14 protein-coding genes are annotated in these 18,305 nt (G+C 71.4%); 9 read left to right on the top strand and 5 right to left on the bottom strand.

Annotated features, from left to right (window positions below; translation table 11 throughout):
• Window positions 1–82: 82 nt before the first annotated feature.
• Entirely contained in the window at window positions 83–799 is a 717-nt protein-coding gene (locus OWM54_RS24975) for a class I SAM-dependent methyltransferase (RefSeq protein WP_267699112.1), read from the top strand.
• A 9-nt stretch (window positions 800–808) separates the two neighbouring features.
• Here OWM54_RS24975 and OWM54_RS24970 read toward each other — a convergent pair whose 3' ends face one another.
• Entirely contained in the window at window positions 809–1,315 is a 507-nt protein-coding gene (locus OWM54_RS24970; protein WP_267699111.1) for a GreA/GreB family elongation factor, read from the bottom strand.
• 93 nt (window positions 1,316–1,408) lie between these two features.
• Here OWM54_RS24970 and OWM54_RS24965 point away from each other — a divergent pair, with 93 nt between their 5' ends.
• Window positions 1,409–2,077 carry a dienelactone hydrolase family protein gene (locus OWM54_RS24965; RefSeq protein WP_223749592.1) on the top strand — a complete coding sequence of 223 codons (669 nt, stop codon included), beginning with the start codon at window positions 1,409–1,411 and terminating at the stop codon, window positions 2,075–2,077.
• 32 nt (window positions 2,078–2,109) lie between these two features.
• On the opposite strand, the gene OWM54_RS24960 is transcribed toward OWM54_RS24965, so the two are convergent.
• The 3 genes from OWM54_RS24960 to OWM54_RS24950 all read right to left on the bottom strand — a co-directional run bounded on the left by OWM54_RS24960 (window position 2,110) and on the right by OWM54_RS24950 (window position 6,568).
• Complete coding sequence (locus tag OWM54_RS24960) at window positions 2,110–2,598, bottom strand: hypothetical protein (protein WP_223749591.1); 489 nt, start codon at window positions 2,596–2,598, stop codon at window positions 2,110–2,112.
• Between the two features lie 698 nt (window positions 2,599–3,296).
• Window positions 3,297–6,140, bottom strand: coding sequence for a DUF4105 domain-containing protein (locus tag OWM54_RS24955; protein WP_267699110.1), 2,844 nt, complete (start codon window positions 6,138–6,140; stop codon window positions 3,297–3,299).
• Window positions 6,137–6,568 carry a hypothetical protein gene (locus OWM54_RS24950; protein WP_223749589.1) on the bottom strand — a complete coding sequence of 144 codons (432 nt, stop codon included), beginning with the start codon at window positions 6,566–6,568 and terminating at the stop codon, window positions 6,137–6,139. The genes OWM54_RS24955 and OWM54_RS24950 overlap by 4 nt, the downstream gene beginning before the upstream one ends.
• A 10-nt stretch (window positions 6,569–6,578) precedes the next feature.
• On the opposite strand from OWM54_RS24950, the gene OWM54_RS24945 reads away from it, so the two are divergent.
• The 3 genes from OWM54_RS24945 to OWM54_RS24935 all read left to right on the top strand — a co-directional run bounded on the left by OWM54_RS24945 (window position 6,579) and on the right by OWM54_RS24935 (window position 9,790).
• Window positions 6,579–6,983: a hypothetical protein gene (locus OWM54_RS24945; protein ID WP_223749588.1), complete on the top strand. Its 405-nt coding sequence runs from the start codon at window positions 6,579–6,581 to the stop codon at window positions 6,981–6,983.
• Window positions 6,984–7,452: 469 nt separating this feature from the next.
• Window positions 7,453–8,577 (top strand): response regulator transcription factor, encoded by a 1,125-nt coding sequence (locus OWM54_RS24940; RefSeq protein ID WP_046716674.1) that lies wholly within the window; start codon window positions 7,453–7,455, stop codon window positions 8,575–8,577.
• A gap of 34 nt (window positions 8,578–8,611) precedes the next feature.
• Window positions 8,612–9,790 carry a metallophosphoesterase gene (locus OWM54_RS24935; protein ID WP_408888873.1) on the top strand — a complete coding sequence of 393 codons (1,179 nt, stop codon included), beginning with the start codon at window positions 8,612–8,614 and terminating at the stop codon, window positions 9,788–9,790.
• Window positions 9,791–9,800: 10 nt separating this feature from the next.
• Here OWM54_RS24935 and OWM54_RS24930 read toward each other — a convergent pair whose 3' ends face one another.
• Window positions 9,801–11,171, bottom strand: coding sequence for a thioredoxin family protein (locus OWM54_RS24930; RefSeq protein WP_223749586.1), 1,371 nt, complete (start codon window positions 11,169–11,171; stop codon window positions 9,801–9,803).
• A 115-nt stretch (window positions 11,172–11,286) separates the two neighbouring features.
• Here OWM54_RS24930 and OWM54_RS24925 point away from each other — a divergent pair, with 115 nt between their 5' ends.
• From OWM54_RS24925 to traB, 4 genes are all read left to right on the top strand, one after another.
• Window positions 11,287–13,032 (top strand): GTPase, encoded by a 1,746-nt coding sequence (locus tag OWM54_RS24925; RefSeq protein WP_223749585.1) that lies wholly within the window; start codon window positions 11,287–11,289, stop codon window positions 13,030–13,032.
• A 126-nt stretch (window positions 13,033–13,158) separates the two neighbouring features.
• The gene (locus tag OWM54_RS24920) at window positions 13,159–14,229 is read left to right on the top strand and encodes a hypothetical protein (RefSeq protein WP_223749584.1); all 1,071 of its coding nucleotides are present in this window, start codon (window positions 13,159–13,161) and stop codon (window positions 14,227–14,229) included.
• A gap of 163 nt (window positions 14,230–14,392) precedes the next feature.
• Window positions 14,393–16,636: an outer membrane exchange protein TraA family protein gene (traA, locus tag OWM54_RS24915; protein WP_324289144.1), complete on the top strand. Its 2,244-nt coding sequence runs from the start codon at window positions 14,393–14,395 to the stop codon at window positions 16,634–16,636.
• On the top strand, window positions 16,633–18,255 hold the full coding sequence (gene traB, locus OWM54_RS24910; protein ID WP_223749582.1) for an outer membrane exchange protein TraB: 1,623 nt from the start codon (window positions 16,633–16,635) through the stop codon (window positions 18,253–18,255). Before traA ends, traB begins: the two co-directional genes overlap by 4 nt.
• Window positions 18,256–18,305 lie beyond the last annotated feature (50 nt).

Genomic DNA, 18,305 nt, shown 5'->3' with positions numbered 1-18,305 from the left:
CCTACCCCGAGCGTTCATGGTGCACATCTCCGCCGAGAACCCGCCCTGACCGGGCCCCGGGTGCGCTACATCCTCGGGCACCATGTTCCACCGTCAGGGGCCCACCCTCCTCGAGCTGGCCGAGCAGGCCCTCTCCTCCGTCGAGCAAGGCTACGACCTGCTCGCCCCCAAGTTCGACTACACGCCCTTCCGCACACCGGACCCCGTGCTCCGCGCCGCCATCGAAGCCCTGGGCCCCTCGGGCTCCGTCGGCACCGCGCTGGACGTGTGCTGTGGAACCGGCGCCGCCATGCGCCACCTGCGCCCGCTGGCCCGCGAGCGGGTCACCGGCATCGACGTGAGCCAGGGCATGCTCGAGGAAGCGGACCGCAGGCTCTCCGGCGCACCGGGCACCGCCGCCCTCGAGTTCATCCGGGGTGACGCGCTGGAGATGACCTTCGACGCCGCGTTCGACGTGGCCACGTGCTTCGGCGCCTTCGGCCACATCCTCGAAGCCGATGAGCCCCGGCTGATTCAGCGCATCCACCAGGCCCTGCGTCCCGGGGGGCGGTTCCTCTTCGTCACCGGCCATCCACCGTCGAAGCTGCGCCCCGGTTACTGGGTGGCCCGGAGCTTCAACGCCGCCATGCGCGTGCGCAACGCCCTGTGGAAGCCGCCCTTCGTCATGTACTACCTGACGTTCCTGGTGCCTCGCGCCCGCGCGCTGCTGGAGGCGCAGGGCTTCAGCGTCGAGGTCCGCGACGGCATCCTCCCCGAGCCCTTCTCGCCCCTGGCCACCGTCATCGCGACGAAGCGCTGACGCCGCGCCTCAATGTGGCGCGTACTCCACGGACACCACGGTGTACTCCACTGCCCCGCGAGGCCGCTCCACCACCACGGCATCTCCCACCTCCTTGCCGAGCAGTGCCCGCGCCAGCGGAGACTCCACGCTGAGCCGGCCCGACTTCACGTCCGCTTCGTCCAGGCCGACGATGCGATAGCGCGTGCGCTCGCCGTCCTCGTCCTCCAGCTCCACCCACGCGCCGAAGAAGACATGGCCCTCCCGCGCCGCCTCCGGCTCCACCACGCGCACCTCCTCCAGCGTGGCGGCGAGGTGGCGCGCGCGGCGCTCGCGCTCCTGGCGCCGGACTCCCGCCTCCAGCGGCGTCAGCCCCTCGGCCCCGGAGTCCGGCCCCTGCGTGGCCGCCAACTCCTCCTGCAGGGCGCGATAGCCCTCCGGCGTGATGTAGCGCTTGTCGCCCGAGGAGGACTTCGGCCGCGGCGGCACCAGCACCTCGTCCCCGCCCGAGTCCTCCTTCGTGAACGCCTTCGACATTCCGACCTCCGACACAGTCCACTTCGGACCCGGGCACCTCGCACCCGTGAGACTAAGCTACGCCGCCTCGTCCATCACTCAAGGGGTGCACGCATGGCAGGGCAGGCAAGGCTGACCGGCAAGCAGGGCCAGGAACTGGCGGGCTATCTGAGTGAAGCCACTCCAGCGAAGGGCGCGGTGGTCCTCGTCCACGAGTGGTGGGGCCTCAACGAGCACATCCGAGGCATCGCCGACCGGCTCGCGAAGGAGGGCTTCACCGTCTTCGCCGCCGATTTGTACGGCGGCCGCACGACGAAGGACGCGCAGGAGGCCGACAAGCTCCTGTCCCAGATGGACTGGGGCAAGGCCAGCCAGGCCCTCAAGGACGCCACGGAGGCGCTGCGCCAGCGTGGCGGCGCCGGCACGAAGGTCGCCGTCCTGGGCTTCTGCATGGGCGGCGCGCTGACGCTGCTGGCGGGAGCGAACGACGCGGGGCTCGACGCCGTGGTGCCCTTCTACGGGATTCCGCCGGACAGCGTGGACGTCACCCGCATCCGCGCGCCCATCCTCGGGCACTTCGCGACGCAGGATGACTGGTGCACGCCGGACCGGGTGGACGCGCTGGAGGCGAAGCTGAAGAAGGCGAACGTGCCGGCGGAGCTCCACCGCTACGACGCGAACCACGCCTTCTTCAACGACACCCGTCCGGAGGTCTACTCGCCGGACAATGCACGGCGGGCGTGGACCCGGACGGTGGACTTCCTCCGCGCGAAGCTCGGCTGAGCCTCGCGCGAAGGGGGCTCACGACTCCCGGCTCAGGTGCCGGGGGTCGCCGGCGTGGCGGGAGCCTGGGGCGCGGTCTCCGGCGAGGCGGGCGTCGTCGGCTGGGCCTCCGGGGCCTCGGTGCCGGGCGCCTGCTCCGGGGCGGCGGGGGCCTGGGGCGCGAGCTCCGCGGGGGACTGACCCGAGGGAACGAGCTGCAGGCGGTACTGCGACACGCCCTTGGGGAGCACCACCTCCACCAGCGGGTTCTCCTTCAGCAGGTCGGCGTTCGTCTCCAGCGTCACCAGGCCGTCCGCGTCGCTGACCAGGTTCATGCGCGTGCGACGCTCGCCCGCGCGCACCTTGGCGCCCTGCACGGGCTTGCCAGCGCCGTCCACCACGCGCAGCGCCACCGTCTGGCCCGCGGTGACTTCGGCGGCGTTCGGCGCCACCAGCTCCCGGTAGGTCGGGCGCAGGGCACAGGCGGACAGGAGGGCGGTGGAGGAGAGGACGACGGTCAGCAGGGCTCGACGAAGGCTCATGGGAATTCCGTACGGACGTGAGGGGACTACCGGGCGCGGCAGCATAGCCGCAGACGGCGGGCCGCCAAGCCCCACCACGTCCGCCCCTCGGGGCACGGAAGCGGTTTTCCCGGGTTTGTTCCCCGGAAGGAGCCTGGGGCCACCCAGCCGGCCCGCCCTCCGGTGGAGTCAGCGGCCCTTCCCGATGCCCGCCGCCAGCCCCACCTGAACGGGAGCCGGGTGCACCGCGCCCGCCGCGAAAGGCTCGTACCCCATGGAGATGGTCCGCACCGACAAGGACACCTCGCCTCCGCCCTATGTGCACGACGTACACCGGGAGTTCTCCTACGCGGAGCTGCCGCCGGGCATCGGGATGAAGCCCGATGGCATCCACCTCAAGCACAACCGCTTCGACGTGAGCGTGGTGACGATGGTCCTCACCAGCCTCGTCGTCTTCTTCGTGCCGCTCTTCAACGGGCTCATCGGCGGCGTGTTCGGCGGCTTCCATGCGCGCACCTTGAAGCGCGCGCTGGCCGCGGCGGTGGTGAGCTCCATCGCCGTGCCCGCCATCCTCGCGGGGCTGTCGTTCTTCGCCGGCAACAACTCGCTGCGCATCTTCTCCGGGCTGGGCTTCGGAGGCTGGATAGCGCTGCATGTCATCGGCACGTTCATCGGCGCCGTGACGGGCGCGGCCAGCCGCCCCCTGTTCACCGAGGACCTCAGCGCAGCTCCAACCCGACTAGCAGCCGACGGTCCGACATACCGGACCACCACGTCGACGGTGCGGGTGAATCCCGACGTGACGGTGGAGCGAGTGAGCCCTCCCACCGGGCCTGCGCGCGAGGAGTGAGCAGCACGCCGAAGGGCCCCGCGCGCCCCAGCCACAGCTCCACCTGGAGCCATGCGCCCGCCTCGTGCGTGAGGCGCGCGTCGCCCAGGCGCCAGGTGGGTGCGTAGGCGGCCTCCAGGCGCACCGCGTTGGCGCCGGAGCCCGGCAGCCCCGTGCGGTGGGTCAGCGAGAAGCGAGGCCCCGCCGCGGGCGCGAGGGAGGTCTGGCTCCAGTGCATCCTCGCGAGCCCGCCCACGCCCACCGCCGTGAAGCGCGAGAAGCGAGCGGCCTCGTCGATGACCACCAGCGCCTCCGCCTGCACGGTGGCGCGGTAGGGCTCCGCGCGCGCCGTGTCCGTGGCGACGCGCGCCTCCGCGCCCCAGCCCAGCGAGTCCCACGCGGAGCCATGCAGCGCGAGCGGCTCTCGTTGCAAGGTGCGGTAGCCCACCAGCGTCATGTCCGTGGACACCACGCGCGGCGGTCCCCAGCGCGGCTCCAGCGAGAGCTCGCCGTCGAGGACGCGCAGTTCGCTGCTCGCCTGGAAGCCGTGCTGGCGCGCATCGCCCAGCGCCTCCGCGAGGCCCGCGGTGCGCACGCTGACCAGGGGACGCACGGCGCCCGTGTCGGGGAAGCCAACGCCCACGCTCACCACCGTGCGCGCCGCGCCCGACTCGCGCAGCGCCGAGGCCGCCCAGCGCGTCTCGTCCGCCACCTTGCGGCGACGGTCCTCACCGAGGAAGGCGACCGCGTCCACGTCCGCGAACACGCCGTCGTTGAGTGCGCCCTGTGCGTCGGTGGCGAGGATGAAGGTGGCCTCGGTGCGCTCGGCGCGGACCAGGACCTTCAGCTCCTCGGGCGTCGGTGGCCGACGGGGCGCGGTGGCCAGGGCCTGCTGGAGCAGCGCCGTGCGGTCCAGCACCGCGAGCTTGCGCTGGAGCGCGTCCTCTCGCTCGAAGACCCGCTGGCGCTCGCGAATCCCCGCCTCGGCCGAGCCGGCCACGGGCGTCTTCAGGGCCAGCAATCGCTGACGTTCGATTCGCAGCCGCTCGCCGTCCATGCGGTCCACCGCCGCGCGCTCGACCCGCACCGCGTGGGCCACGTAGGCGTGGAGCGTCTGGCGCACGGTGGCGCGCGCGGAGGGGCTCGCGGTGTCGAGCACCGCCGTCACGACTCTCGGCAGCGCGGCGTAGGCTTCGCCTCGGACCTCGGGCTCGCGGGATTGCAGTTGCGCGTGGAGGGACAGGAGGCGTGACAAGGGTCGCGCGTCCACGTGTCCGGAGAGCGACTCCAGGGCCTCGCGGCGCGTCTTGTCCGCTCGCGCGGCGCGCTCTCCCGTGGACTCGAAGGCGTCCGGGATGAGCTCCAGCAGCGGGCCCGCGGGCCCTGCCTTGCCGAGCACCTCCAGCCTCGCGAGCACATCCAGCGTCGCCGAGGGCAGGACCCACATGAGTCCGGGCGGGCGCACCTGACGGTCATTCTCCAGGACGCCGTTGAGCAGGAAGAGCAGCGCGCTCGCGCAGTTGTCGGTGAAGAAGTAGTAGCCCATGTACCCGCGCCGCTCGAGTTCCCAGATGCGCTCGAGCATCCGCGTCTCCTCACCGTGCGTCAGGCGCAGGCGGAAGCGGCGGATGGTGCGCTGCTCGAGCTCGAGCGACTCGTGCGCGAGGTCGCCCAGCGTGCCGGTGAGGAAGACGGTGTCGTAGCTCCCCGTCATCCCCTTCACCACGTAGCCCAGGCCCTTGGGCTCCATGCCCGTGAGGGCCACGAGCTGCACCACACGCTCGAAGGAGGGGCCGCGCACCTGGGCGCCCTCGCGCCACACCGGACGCAGGAGGAGATGTCCGAAGAGGGACTCGGGCTGTCGTCCCGTGGCGGCGACCATGAGCACCTCGAGGTGGGAGAGCAGGTCGCGCTCGGCCCAGGCATCGAAGGCGGGACAGGGTGCGCGCACGGGCCAGGCGCCCAGGCCCGAGGACTCCAGCAACTCCGTCAGCGCGCGCGTCTTGGAGAACTCCTGGCAGCGCACCTGCTCGTCCACGGACAGCGCGTCCTCGCGCAGGGACTCCACCGGGACGAACAGCTCCTCGGCGAACGTCACCAGGTCCAGGGCCGCGCTGTGCTGACCTCGCTCGCGACTGAAGGCGCCCGCGTAGTGCAGGCGTGCTTGCTCCTTCCAGACCAGGGGACGCTCGAAGGGCTTCATCCAGCCGGACAACCGGCGCCACCGTGTCTCTCGACTCCAGGCGAAGACGTCCTCCCACCGCTGCGTCACCGCGTGCACCACCGCGCGACGTCGCCACAGCCGCTCGGCGTCCTCGTCCGTCAGCCGGGAGAGGCGCAGCGTGGCGCGACGGTCCTTCGACGGTGCGTACCGGTAGAGATGGAAGCGCGCGTGGCCTTCGGACCAGTCGGGGCGAGTCTGCGTTCCGTCTCCCAGGCCCAACGGCGAGGACTCGGCGTGGAGCACCAGCTCCAGCGGGCCGCCCGGGAAGCGCCTCATCGCGGGGGGCAGGGACTGGAGTCCCTGCTCCACCTCACGCACGAGCACGGCGTCGCGTGCCGCGGCGTCTCGCAGCACCAGTCCCGCGCGGGACAGGGCGTGGACACGGGCCGCCAGCGAGTCCTCGTTCGGGGAGGCCCCCGGCTCCGAGTCCCCCTCGCGCACCACCCCCGCCGCTCGCGCCCACACGGGCAGCGCGAGGAGCACCACGAGCCACACCACGCCGCGGCTCACCGCGCCACCTCCGCGGCCACCTCCTCCCCATGCACCGCGAGGAACGCGCGTCGGTCCTCATCGAGCCGCGGGTCCGTTCGCGCCAGCTCCCCCACCCGCGCCAGCCACGCCAGCGCGCGCTCGGCCGTGAGCGTCCGCGTGTCCGCCATCGCCAGCAGCTCCCGCCGGTTCGCGCGCAGGAGCCGGCCGAACGTCGGCAGGTTCTCCCGACGGATGCTCGCCGCCGCCGCCAGGTCCTCCACCGTGGGCCCCGCGCCCAGCGCCAGGTCCTCGCGCAGCTGGTGCGTCCTCGACTGCAGATACACCTGCGCCGCGCGCCCCACCTCCTCGGGAGGAGGCCCCTTGCGTCGCTCCGCCGCCGCCACGACGCGCCAGATGACCACGCCCAGCCCAATCACCGTGGCCGCCACCGTCGTCGCCGACACCACGCGCCCATCCTTGTTGTCACTGTTGCTCGTCTCCGAGCGCGACTCCTTCCCCTCCCCGCCGCTCTCCGATTCGCTCGTCCCCGTCTCGCTGCGGTCGCTGGAGCGCGACTCGCTGGAGCCGCCCTCCTCCGAGCTGTGCGAGGTCCGCTCGCTCGAGTCCCCCGACTCGTTCGACGAGTCCCCAGACCCGTTCGACGAATCGCCCGAACCATTCGACGAGTCACCGGACCCGTTCGACGAGTCCCCCGAGCCCGAGCCGGAACCAGAGCCATCCGACGAGCCCTCCGACGCGCTCATCCCGCCATGGCCCATCGCCCCGGGTGTCCTGCACCCCGTCACCGCCAACAACACCGCCATTCCCAACGCACGCGCCGAGCTCCTGGTCGTCATTCCAGACACCCTCCCTGGTGAATGAGCATTCGTTCGACGTGAAAGCATGACGAGACACCGTGCAATTTCACGGAAGGAATTCATTTCCATGAATCAATTAGCCAGTGACGTGCCGAGCCTGGAACACATGATGTTTCGCGGCCTTGGGAGGCCAGGACAGGCCCCAGGCGCGAAGCGGGCATCCCAGGAGGTGCGTCGGGCGCTACGCGGCGGGGAGGTGCGGGGTTCAAGGGCAACGCGCCGGGCATCGACTTTCGACCCCGGCGCGCGCTCACATGAAACCTACCGCGAAAGGCCCTCCCCCCCGGTGGGCCTGCCCCTCATTGTCTCTTCGAGCGCAATGGGAATACCATCCGGGGAACCCCTGATGTCGGATTCCACCCGGACATCTCAGACTCCAGGGCATGTCGCAGCTCAATGCTCAACAGCTCACAACTTCCACGTCCGGGTGGGATAGTGGGAGCCACTCATTGGCATCGTATACTCAGGATACCTTGATTCGTTTGAATTCCGAGGAACAGCGTATCCTGGCGGACCTGGAGGCCCTGCTCGTCGAGGCGGAGCCGGGGTCTGAGTCCCTGCCCATGGTCCTGGAGGCATTGCGCGACACGCTCAAGGCGGAGCGCGCGGTGGCCTACGGCGTGGATGTGGGACCTGACCGCTACCACGTCAGCTACTCCCACAGCTCGGGTTTCCCGCAGCCGACGGAGGCGGTCTTCGACGCGCTGGAGACCTTCCTGTCGGACCGGGAGAGTCTTTGGGGCTGGTACGACCCCGCACGTCCCGCGCCCGCCCAGCGCAACCGGGCGCTGCACTTCCGCTCGCTCCAGGAGTCCGAGGCGCGGCAGATGCCCTTGCATGACCTGCCCGCGTATGAGGTGGGGCGGCGTCTGGGATTGAGCGAGGCGGAGCTGGAGGCGCAGAGGGACCGAGTCAACGTGCGCTCCGGGGCGGTGTATCGCCAGCTCGGGATGGAGCGCATGGCCTTTTTGCGCACGCTGGTGTGCGAGGGCCCCGCGCTGCTGGGCTGGATGGGATTGATGCGCGAGGAGCCCTTCACCGAGCGCGAGCAGCGCGTGCTCCAGGCGCTGACGCCCGCGCTGCAGCGGCGGTTGACGATGGAGACGCGGCTGCGCGAGTCGGGGCTGATGTCCACGGCGCTGGAGGTGGCGATGGAGGCCCTGGGGCGCGCCGCCTGGGTGGTCAGCCGCAGCGGCCGCGTGGTGCACGCCAACAGCGCGGGCCGCGTGTGGTTGGACCGTGGAGAGCCGGAGCTGATGGAGCAGCTGCGCCGGGGCGCGCAGGGGGTGCCCTGTTCGGGCCCGCTGACGCTCACGCCGCTGCGTACTCCCGGGCTGCCTCCGCACTACCTGGCCATCGACACGGGCACGGCCTCGAGCGCCGCGGCGCGGGTGCAGGCCCTGGCCGCGCGCTGGTCGCTCACCGCGCGCGAGTCGGAGGTGCTCACGCACATCGTCCAGGGCGAGACGAACAAGTCCATCGCCGGCCGGCTGGGCTGCGCCGAGCGCACCGTCGAGGTCCACGTCACGCACCTGCTCGCCAAGGCCCACGTGGAGAGCCGCTCGGCCCTCATCGCGCGCTTCTTCCAGACGTCCTGATGACGCGCGCGCCCGCGGGGCCCGCGCGTCTACAATGGGCGGAGTGAACGACTCCGCAGCCCTCCGACTCCAGGCCGCCCGCGCCCGCGCCCGACACGCGCTGGACTCGGGCCCCTTCTCCGCCCCGCCCGAGGGCGTCCCCCGGCGTCGCCGCCTCGTGATGGGGGACCCGCAGGCGGACTTCGACAAGGTGCTGGGCATCCTCGACCACCACGGGCTGTTGAGCGCGGAGGGCTGGCTCCTGCCCGACGTCCAGCTCGTCTCCGTGGGGGACCACTTCGACTGGGGTCCGCCCGAGGAGCGTCAGCGCGCCGCGGACAGCGCGCTGGCCCTGGTGGCGTGGCTCTCCGCGCACCCGGCGGACCAGGTCACCCTGCTGCTCGGCAATCATGACCTGGGCCGCGTGGGCGAGCTCGCGGGCTTCGACGCGGCGAGCTTCGCCACCGCGCAGGCGGAGGCGGACCGCGTCTACCAGAAGGGCCACACGGACGAGGCGGGTGAGCAGGCCTTCTTGAAGCGCTGGCCCCAGGTGCCCACCGCGGAGCTGGTGGCGCGCGACTTCGGCAACTTCCGTGAGCCGCAGCGCACGTGGGTGGAGTTCCTCCTGCGCGCGCGGCGCTTCCGGACCGCCCACGCCGCGGGCCCCGGGCTCGTCGTGCTCCACGCGGGCGTGACGCGGGAGGACCTGGACCTGGTGGGGCTCGCCCCCGAGCAGCACGCGGACGCGGACGCGGTGGCGCGCGCGCTCAACGGCGCGGTGGATGACGCGGTGGCGCGGTGGAAGGGCGGACCGCTGGAGGTGCCCCACCTGCACCAGCCGGGCGACGCCGCGCGGGGCGAGGGCACGGGCATCTTCTACCAGCGCCCCAGCCTGAAGCCCGACGACGCCGAGCGCACCCGACAGACGCCGCGCCGGCGCTTCGACCCGAGGCGACTGCCCAGGGGGCTCACCCAGGTGGTGGGCCACACGCGCGACAAGCGGGTGCTGGAGCTGATGGGCGTCACGAACCTGACGCCGCGCGACGGCGTGGTGCGAAACCTGGTGACGGACGGGACCCGGGTGGACTGCGCCCACGGCGCGCCGCCGCCACCGCGAGACACCCAGGCGGCGCTGGTCTTCGTCGACGGAGGCATGAGCCACTGCCCCGTCGAGTCCTACGAGCTGTTCGACCTGGACACGCGCGCCGCCGCCGCTCGGACGACGGCGCGCTGAGCCCCGCGGGCTACTTGGGCGCGGGCTGGGCCTCGGCCTGGAGACCGGCGAGCTTCTTCTCCAGGTTCTTCACCATGCGCGGCGACGTCTGCACGGCGGGCAGCGTCTTGGCGAAGGCGAGGGCCTCCTCCAGCGTCTTCACCGCGGAGGCGCTGTCCTTGCGCGCGATGAGGATGTCGACCCGGCCGGACATCACGCTGAGCCGACGCGAGCCCTGCACCCGGGCCAGCGCGCGGTCACTCGCGGCGAGCGCGTCGTCCAGCCGTCCCACGGTCCGGTACAGCGTGGCCAGGCGCGCGGGCGGGTTGTAGTCCTGGGGCAGGTCCTTCTCGCTCTGCTCCAGCGCGGGGATGGCGCGCTCGGGCGTGCCCAGCTTCATGGCCGCGCCCATGCGGTGCGCGTCGAAGACGGCGCGGGCCTCGGGGTTGGGGGCCTTGGCGGCCTCGGCCTCCAGGAAGGCCAGCCACTCCTCGGCGAGGACCTTCTTGCCGGCCTCGTCCTTGGCCACCTCGCGCGCCATGAGGCGCGCCTCGTACAGCCCCGAGCGGTCATCACCGGACATCTCGATGACGGGAGCCCCCATGGCGTCCACCACCTTGGCCTCCAGCGCGCTTCGCAGCTCCTTCACCCCGGCCGCGTCCTCGGGCATGGACACCGCGCACATCAGGCCGAACATCGCGGCGTTGGCCCACGACAGCGAGCGGGGCGTGCCCGGAAGCAGTTCGAGCGCCTTCTTCGCGCACGGCTCCACCTGCATCGCGCCGTACATGGCCGTCATGAGCGACTCCAGGGCGCGCCCCCGGCGGGACCAGTCGGCGGGCGCCTCGGCCAGGGCCTCCGTCAGGGTCTCTATCGCTTCGGCGGAGCGGCCCTCGGCATGGAGCGCGTCACCGCGCGCCAGCAGCGCCTCCGCGCCGGTGACGCCGCCCTTGTAGGCGCGCTCGCCGTCCTCGAAGAGCTTCTCCAGCTGCGACACGGTGGCGCTGCCCGCGAAGCGCAGGAGCGGCTTCTCCGCGCGCGGGTCGATGACGTACAGCGTGGGCCAGAACTCGATGGGGAACTTCTCCTGGAACGCCGCGTTCTGGGTCAGGTCGGTGTTCACCTCCAGCCAGACGAAGCGGTCGGCGTGGCGCGCCAGCGACTTGTCCGACAGGACGTACGCCTTCATGGAGCGACAGGTGTGGCACCACGGCGCCCAGACGTCGACGAAGAGGGGAACCCCCTTCGCCTTCGCTTCCGCGAGGGCTCGGGCGTAGTCATCCTCGATGAACGGCAGGGGAGCTCCGGCGTGCGCCGCTTCCGTGGACACGGGCGTGTTCGTGTTCGCGGCGGTGCAGCCGACGAGCCCCCAGAGCAGCAGGCTGGCGACAAGGGTGCGCATGGCGCGAACCCTACACCCGGGATGGCGCCGCTCGCGCCTGCTCCGAAACTGACATCCACCGCGCAAGCATCTGGGCACCTGCCCGTTCGCATGCTCTGGTGTGCGCGGACCTCCGATGACGCGAGACCCCTACACCCTGCGTGACGCGCTCGCGTCCGCCCTGGACGCCCTCCCTGCCGCCGAGCGGTTCCCGGACCCCTCCGACGCGGACCTGGCCCGCCGGCTGGCGGAGCGGCTGCGGCGGGATTTGCTGCCCCGCCTCGGCTCGGCGGACGCGCCCCTGCTGCTGGTGGCCATCGCCGGCCCCAACAATGTCGGCAAGTCCACGCTGTTCAACGCGCTGGTGGGCGCGTCGCTGTCGCCCGCGAGGCCCGAGGGAGGCCTGACGAAGCAGTGTCTGGCGGCGGCCCACCCGGAGACCTGGACGGGCGCGCTGAAGGACTTCCTCACCCGCCGCTACGACACGGTGCCGGTCGCGTCGGGCGAGTCGGCGCCGGTGGACCAGCCGGGGCCCTCCGGGCGGCTGTACCTGGTGCTGGCCGAGGATGTGCCGCGCGGGCTGCTCGTCATGGACACGCCGGACTTCGACAGCGTGTACCGGGAGAACCGCGAGCGCGCCGAGGCGCTGCTCGTCACGGTGGACGTGCTCGTGTTCGTGGTGAGCCGGCAGACGTACCAGAACGCCGCGCTGGTGGACTTCCTGCGCGCCGCGGTCGGCCATGGGCGGCCATACCTGCTCGTCTACAACGAGGCCTCTCGCGAGGAGGTGGCGCGCGGGCACCTGGACAAGCTGGCCTCGGATGTCGGCCATCCGCCGCTCGCGCGCTACCTGGCGCCGCACCAGCCGGAGGTGGAGGCGGGCCTGCGGCCCCTGGCGACGGTGCCGCTGGATGGGAAGCCCGCGCTGGGCTCCCTGCTGGGAGAGGCCGAGCACGCGCGCGAGCTGAAGGCCCGGGCGCTGGAGGCCTCGCTCGCCGATGCGCGCGCGGAGATGGGGGCGGTGGCGCTCGCGGCGGGGCGCGCGGCGAGCGAGCCGGAGCGGCTGCGGCAACGGCTGCGTCACGAGCTCGAGGGCGTGGGCGCCGCGGCGGCCCTGAAGGCAGTGCCCGCGGACGTGCTCATCGATGCGTTCCGCGACGAGCTGGATGCGCGCAGTCAGTTCCACAAGTGGGTGCGGCTGCCGTTCCGGGGGCTGGCCACGGCGCTGACGTACGTGAGCCGCAAGGTGCGGCAGTCCTTCACGGGGCCGGAGCCCGAGGGGGCCGAGACGCCGACGCGCACGGTGGACGCGACGTTGACGGATGGAGTGCGGCGGCTGGTGGATGCCTTCGCGCCGGAGGTCGCCGCGTGGCGCGGGGACCCGGCGACGCGAGCGCTGCTGGCGGAGGCCTTCGGGCCGGTGACGCTGGCGAAGCTGGAGGAGCCGCTGGGCTTCGAGGCCTTGCATGCCCACGCGGCGGACCGCGCCACGCTGTATGCGTACTGCCGCGACCTGGTGGCGGCCGAGCTGCAGGGAGGCATGCGCGAGGAGCTGCTCCAGGCGATGACGACGCTGGTGTACTCGGTGCCGTCGGGCGCGGCAGCGGTGGTGACGGTGGCCACCGGGGGCTTCGGGCATGACGCGGTGGTGTGGGCGGGGACGCTCCTGTCCACGCCGCTGATGGAGCGCTTCGTGGACCTCCTGGGCGCGCAGGTGCGTGCCCGCGTCACCCGCAAGTGGGCGGACGCGCACGGCGCCACGCTGGCTCGGGCGCTGGAGGCGCGGTTCTTCTCGGGCGTGCTCGGGCACCTCGACGGGCTGGCGGAGGCGTGGCACCACACCGCGACGCGCCTGGAGGCGACCCGGGCCGAGCTGGCGTGAGACCGAGCCGTCGTCCTCTTCGTCTGGGAGAAACCGAGACGCTGAGGAAGGGGCGGGACGGACGGACAGGACGGGCGATATTCCGCCCGTGCGTGTGCGGCGACAATGCGTCATGCTGCGCGCGTCATGAATGGCTCGGACCCCGACGCACCGGGCTCCCCACCTCCGGTCCTCTCCTTCCGCCACCTGCTGACCGACGCCGTCGGCACGTTCCTGGACGAAGCCGGGATGACGTGCGCGCAGACGGCGGACTCCATCGGCGAGCTCATCGTCACGCTCTCGCGCTACCGCGAGGAGGGCGCCCCGCTGTTCCCCATGGCCTTCGTGGGGGATGACCTGGCGCGGATGCTCACGCTCCTGGGCGGGCATGACCCCCTCGCCATCGGCATCGGGCCGCGCACGCGCGCCACCATCCAGCGGGCGCTGAAGCAGTGCGCGCAGCTGGGACAGGGACGGTGGTGGGCGCTGTACCTGCTGCGGGTGCCGGAGGGGTTCGCGTACGGCGTGTTCCGCACGGACCCGTTCCCGCTCGCGGAGTCACCGCTGGAGCGGCTGCGCCGCGTCGAAGAGGCGCAGGCGGGGGTCGTCGGCGTGCTCCAGCTGGCGGACAACATGCTGGAGCTGCGCGCCGGCGGTGGGCTGTGCCGGCACGTGTACCTGTCCGGAGCGCGTGTGGAGTCGGCGTCGCCGCCGGTGATTCTCGACGAGCTGGCGGACGCCATCACCCAGGGCGTGGCGAGCGCCAGTCGCGAGCGAGCGCGGGGGTTCTTCCGACGGGTGTTGTTCGAGGTGATGCAGACGTCCCATGGGACGCTGGTGGCGGTGCTGCCTCGCGAGCGCGCGGGCTCCACGCTGTTCGTGGATGGCATCATCCTGCCTCGGCCGCTGGACGTGGTGGCGTTGCTGGACCGCTACCACGTGGACGCCACGTTCTCGGCGGCGACGGCGGTGCGTGCCACGGGGCAGTTGCTGCGCGGGATGATGGCCACGGATGGAATCACGGTGCTGCGCGCCGATGGTTGCATCGTGGGGTACAACATCTTCGTGCGACACCCGGAGTCGCTCGCACATGAGCCCTCCGTGGTGGGGGGCGCGCGGCGACGCACCTATGAGGTCCTGGGCGCGGCCGTGGGCACCGAGCTGACCGCCGCGTTCATCCGCTCGCAGGATGGGGATGTGGCCTGCCGTCGGGCGTGACGTCTCCGGCACGGAACGGGGAGGTCCGCGCCGCGTAGGATTCGTGCGCACACGCGAGGAGGCGGGACTTTCCAACTCTTCCGGTTATCTGACACATCCGCGCCGGAGTTGAGGCTCAGGTCATCTTGGGAACACCTGACCTGCCACGTCACATCTTCGCTTGATGGCCCGTGTGTCCGGGGATTTGAGTTTGTCAGAGGGTTCCAGCATGCTGGCCCCCGCCTTGAAATCCCCCTTGTTCAGTATCGAGCGGCTCGCGCTCGCCGTCCTATCGGTGTGCCTCCTGGCTTTCCCTGCCTGGGGCCAGAAGCTACCTGACGTCGTCGTCTCCGGGCCGCCCATCGTCCCCGCACTGAACGAGAACGGACAGGGCCTGTGTGTCGCGTCCAATGTGTGGACGAGGGCCGTCAATGAGTTCCCCCAGAGTCGGGGCACATACATCGACGTCATCAACGGGTTCTTCGAGGAGCCGGCGAGCAGGCAGAGTCGAGTCACCACCGTACTCCGTACGCCGTTCGATCTATCCAACAACCTCAACGACGGCCGAACGCTGAGCTACGGCGATTTCGAGGGGCAAGCCACATTACCGGGATGCTCGGTTGGCGGATGCAGCTTCAACGTCATCAACGATGAAGATGACACCACGCCCTTCGTCTCGCGGTTTCGCGGGTACCTGAATATCCCTTCAAGCCTCGCTGGCCAGGTACTGCATTTCGGCTTCTACGCTGACGATGCCATCAGTCTCGTCATCTACGACCGAACGCAATCCTATACGGTCATCAATCGCCCCCCGCAGCTTGGTCTCCCGACATGGCGAACCACGAACTCGGTCACCTTCACCGTGCCGGGGCTCTACGCCGTGGAGATCATCTACGCCCAGGTCAGCGAGCACGCTGCGCTTGAGCTGTCCATGCGTACGGGAGCGTTCACTGACTTCGAGCGTGCCGCGAATCAAGCGCCCATCATCAATCTCTACAACTCGGGCTTCCAGTTGCTCCAGCCCGCGCAGTTCTTCCAGACGGAGAACGGCCTTCCTTCCTACGCCGGTTCGCCCAATCGCTGCGAACAATGCAACCGCGCGGATGTGAACTCCCAGGGCAACAGCACCTGCGGCACCTCCTACTACTGCAACAGCGCTGCGCTCTGCGCACCCTGCGACTCCGCCCTCTTCTGCGGCGCGTCCTGCACCCGCTGTGGCCCCTCCTCCCCCTACTGCGCCAACCTCAACGGCGTCACCCAGTGTGTGGCTTGCACGGAGGACTCACAGTGCCCGAACGGCCGCTGTGACCTGACCGACAACACGTGCCGCGGATGCAACGGCGACGAGGACTGCCCGAACACCGGCCGCTGTGACCTCGCGACCAACCAGTGCTCCGGCTGCAACGATGACAGCGACTGCCCGGGGAGCACCGTCTGCGACGAGCCCACCGCCACCTGCGTGCCCTGCACCGAGGACGCCCACTGCCCCAACGGTCAGGTCTGCGCGACCGACATCCACGAGTGCCGCGAGTGCAACAATGACTCGCAGTGCCCTCGCGGAGAGGTCTGCAGCAATCACCAGTGCGGCCCCTGCGCCACCAACGACGCCTGCGCCGGCAACTCCTGCAACTGCTGCCCCAACGGCACCCAGTGCGCGGCCCTGACGCCCGGCGCCTCGCCCTCCTGCGTGGAGTGCACCACCGACGACCAGTGCGCCGAGGGCCAGAAGTGCGACCCGCTCAACGGCACCTGCGTCGCCGCCATCCCCGAGTGCAACACCGCCGAGGCCTGCGGCCCCGCCTGCGCCAAGTGCCCCGGCGAGCGCCCCTTCTGTCTCGACGGCCAGGTCTGCGTCCAGTGCCGCACCGACCTCGAGTGCGGCGACGGCCTGTTCTGCCTCAGCGGTGAATGCAGCTCCTGCACGACCGACCGACACTGCGGCTCGCGCTGCGAGGCCTGCGACGTGGACGCGCCCTTCTGTCTCTCCGACGGCTCGGTCCAGAACAGCGCCTGCGTGGGCTGCCGCAACAATGACGACTGCGGCAGCGGCCAGTGCAACCCCACCACCCGCACCTGCGAGAACGCCGGCGCCTGCGCGGTGACGTGCGACGCGGGCCTCGTCTGCGACGGCGCCGCCTGCGTGGAGTGCTTCGCCGACGCCCACTGCCCCTGCGGCGGGACGTGCGACACCGCGAACAAGACCTGCTCCGAGTCCTGCGAAGACAGCAACGACTGCCTCGGCGTCCAGCACTGCTCCGCGAAGACCCAGCAGTGCGAGCGCGGCCGTCGCAAGCCCGGCACCGACCCTCAGGGCGGCGCCTTCTGCTGCGGCACCACCGAGGACGCCACCCCGGCCGGCAGCGCCACCATCCTCTTCCTGCTCGCCGCGGGCCTGCTGCTCCTGCGCTCCCACCGCCGCGTCCGATGAAACCCTTCCATCTGCCCCTCCTCCTCCTGGCGCTGGGAGGGGCCAGCATCGCCTCCGCCCAACCGGACGCCCGCTTCGACGTCCAACTGTTCCGCCCGTCGGCCGCGCCCCAGGACCTGGTCGTCGTCACCCAGTCCCGTCCGCTGTCGCACCTGTCCGTGGCCGCGGGGCCCTACTTCAGCTACTCGCTCAACCCCCTCACCCTCGTCCCCGAGGGCGGAGACCTCGAGAAGATCAGCCTCGTCGGCAACCGCCTCCAACTGGACGTCATGGCCATGGTGGGCCTGTTCGACTGGGGCGAGTTCGGCGTGGACCTGCCGCTCATCCTCGCGCAGGGCGGACAGAACCTGGAGGTCATCGGCACCGAGGGCAGCGTGGAGAGCTTCGTGCTCGGCGACCTGCGCCTCACCGGCAAGGTGGCCATCCCCGGCATGCGCCGCCCCGCCGAGGGCAAGGGCTGGGGCGCCGCGATGACGCTCAACGTGAGCTTCCCCACGGGCGCGCAGGACGCGTTCGCGGGGGATGGCGAGCTGACGTGGGCACCGGGCCTCGTGCTCGACTACCGCTTCGGCAACGGCATCCTCCTGGCGCTCAACGGCGGCTTCTGGAAGCGGCCGGACCGCGTCTTCGACGGCGTGGCGCTCGGGGACATGGCGCCCTTCGGCCTGGGCGCCGAGGTCCCCATCCTGCGCGGCAGCGGCATCACCGCGCTCGGTGCGGTGAACGGCGCGGTGGCCCTGAAGAAGGCCCCCGGCGCGGAGCGGCAGATTCCCGCGGAGCTGCTCATCGGCCTGCGCTGGTACAGCTCCACCGGCGTGACGTTCACCTTCGGCGGTGGCGCGGGCTGCGGGTGCTCGCTGGCCTCGCCCACGCTGAGCTTCTTCACGTCCATCATCTGGATTCCGGCGAAGACGCGCGAGTGGGAGGCGCTGGAGCGCTTCAAGGAGCCGCCCGAGCCGCCGCCCCCGCCCCCGCCCCCGGTCGACCCGGATGGGGACTCCGTGATTGGGGCGGGAGACAAGTGCCCGGACGTGCCCGGCCCGGTGGAGAACGCCGGCTGCCCGGACACGGACCGCGACAGCGACGGCGTGGTGGACCGACTCGACCGGTGCCCGGACGAGCCCGCGGGTGGCCGCGGCCGCCACGGGTGCCCCCTGGCCCGCCGGGAGAAGAACAAGATCGTCATCCTGGAGCAGGTGAACTTCGCCACGGACCAGGACGTCATCCTCTCGGAGTCGTTCCCCATCCTCGAGGAGGTCGCCCGGGTGATGAACGAGAACCCGGAGATGGACCGAGTGCTGGTGGAAGGCCACACGGATGCTCGCGCGAGCGACGCGTACAATCTGGACCTGTCACGTCGTCGCGCGGCCAGCGTGATGCGCTTCCTCGTGGAGACGGGCGTGGCGGCCGAGCGCGTGTGCTCGCAGGGCTTCGGGCGCAGCCGCCCGCTGTCTGACAACGCGACCGAGGAGGGCATGGCGCTCAACCGCCGCGTCGAGTTCACCATCCAGCCGCCGAGCGACGGCCCCCGTCCGCCCTGCCCGGATGACCTGGACAAGAAGGGCAAGCGCCCCCGGCAGAAGCAGCCGGGCCCCAAGCCTCCCGCGCCGAAGCGGTAGGCCCGAGCCGTCGCCGCTCGCGGGCACGTGGGAGTCCGCTCCCCGTGCCC

It is taken from the genome of Myxococcus sp. MISCRS1, assembly GCF_026626605.1.
Classification (GTDB): Bacteria; Myxococcota; Myxococcia; order Myxococcales; family Myxococcaceae; genus Myxococcus; species Myxococcus fulvus.
The sequence above is the reverse complement of the archived record's forward strand: the minus strand, read 5'-3'. Positions and strand labels throughout refer to the sequence as shown.